Raw genomic sequence first — 1,403 nt, forward strand, 5'->3', positions numbered from 1 at the left:
TCACGAGTGGGGAATTTCGGTGAGCGCGGTTGGGGAATTTCGCTGAGCCTCGTCAGCGGTACACCGCTGTCGCTACTGTCGACCGAAACGGGTCGTCTTGCTCAACTCTGGATGGGCTTGTGAATCTTGGAACCCCTCGATGTACGGAGCGAGTAGGTCTGCGATATCGGTGGCGGTCTGGGCTCCGTCAGTCGGGGGCCGTGAGACATACGCCAAGGCCATCTGAACGATGGACGTGCTCAGGATATCGGCTTGACGCTTCGGGGCTTGCACCCAGCATCGCTGAAATGTGGCAGAGAGGTGATCTGCGGCTCGCTCGACAAGCTGGGTGCTGTCAACAGTAATGAGCCGCAGGAGGTCTGCGGACGCGTCTTCTTCTCTTAGCGATCTGACCAATGGGTCACGTTCGGAGACGGCGAAAAACGCAACCAAACCTCGGGCGAGCGCCGACCTGATATCGCCAACACAAGTGTAGAGGCCATCGTCCACCACACTGACCAGCCGATCGGTCAATCGCATCGCGTAGCTCTCCGCCACACCGCGCCGGGACCCGAACTCGTTATAGATGGTCTGTCGAGACAAACCGGCTTCCTTCGCGACCTCGGACATGGTCACCGACTTCCAACTCTGCCGCAGCAGGAGAGCGCTCAATGCGTCTAACGCGGTCGCACGAAGCAGAGCGGTTGCCGCTGTCCGGTAGCTACCATCAGGGCGCGCAGTGTGGACGGAACTCATGAATAGAAGTCTAAGCACGTTCGGACATTGGTGGTGGGGGATGATGTTGCTGTTGCCAGCGCGTCGATGCCGCCAGTGATGCGACGAGTGGCGTTACTGGCGGGCGACGAATCAGGCGCAGCGTTGAGGCGAACACCTACGAAGCACTCACCTGTTCTTTCGGTAGGTTTCCCGATCGACATGCAGCGAACACAGAGTGTGGCAAACCGGCACAACTACCGGCCGCTGGCGTCAGAAAGCGCTCTCTATTGCAAAGGTCCGCTACGCACACCCCTCGTCTGCGTAGCTCGACCTACATCTGGCTGCTATTCGCGTCATGAAATTTCGGCGTTCGATCAGACTCGCGCACCCATGATAAGTCAACGGAATCCACGCGGGTACAAACATGAACAGTAGGAGCGGTGTCAATGTAAAGAATGCAAAATTTAACACGATATCTCGATTTCCACTGCATTCATGGAGGGCTGGAAAAGCCATCGTCGTGGCGTCGATCGTACTGGATCGGCACTGTTCTGCGATATGTCCAAGTTGGCCAAAGTCGCAAGGAGTCCTTGTGCTTTATGCACAACTCAACCTTTCTTCTTGGTAACTGGTCAGGTGCTTTGAGGGCTCTTCGATCTTGACCGGGCAATTCTGGTCGTGAGCTCGTTCGGCGCGTCTACCAGCTG

Annotated in this window: 1 protein-coding gene; it reads right to left on the reverse strand. The window is 57.0% G+C overall.

The window, feature by feature from the left end; genetic code table 11:
* Positions 1-72 precede the first annotated feature (72 nt).
* Positions 73-735 (reverse strand): TetR family transcriptional regulator, encoded by a 663-nt coding sequence (locus QM590_RS25775; RefSeq protein ID WP_269596894.1) that lies wholly within the window; start codon positions 733-735, stop codon positions 73-75.
* Positions 736-1,403: the final 668 nt, after the last annotated feature.

It is taken from the genome of Rhodococcus sp. IEGM 1372, from assembly GCF_030056835.1.
Lineage (GTDB): Bacteria > Actinomycetota > Actinomycetes > Mycobacteriales > Mycobacteriaceae > Rhodococcoides.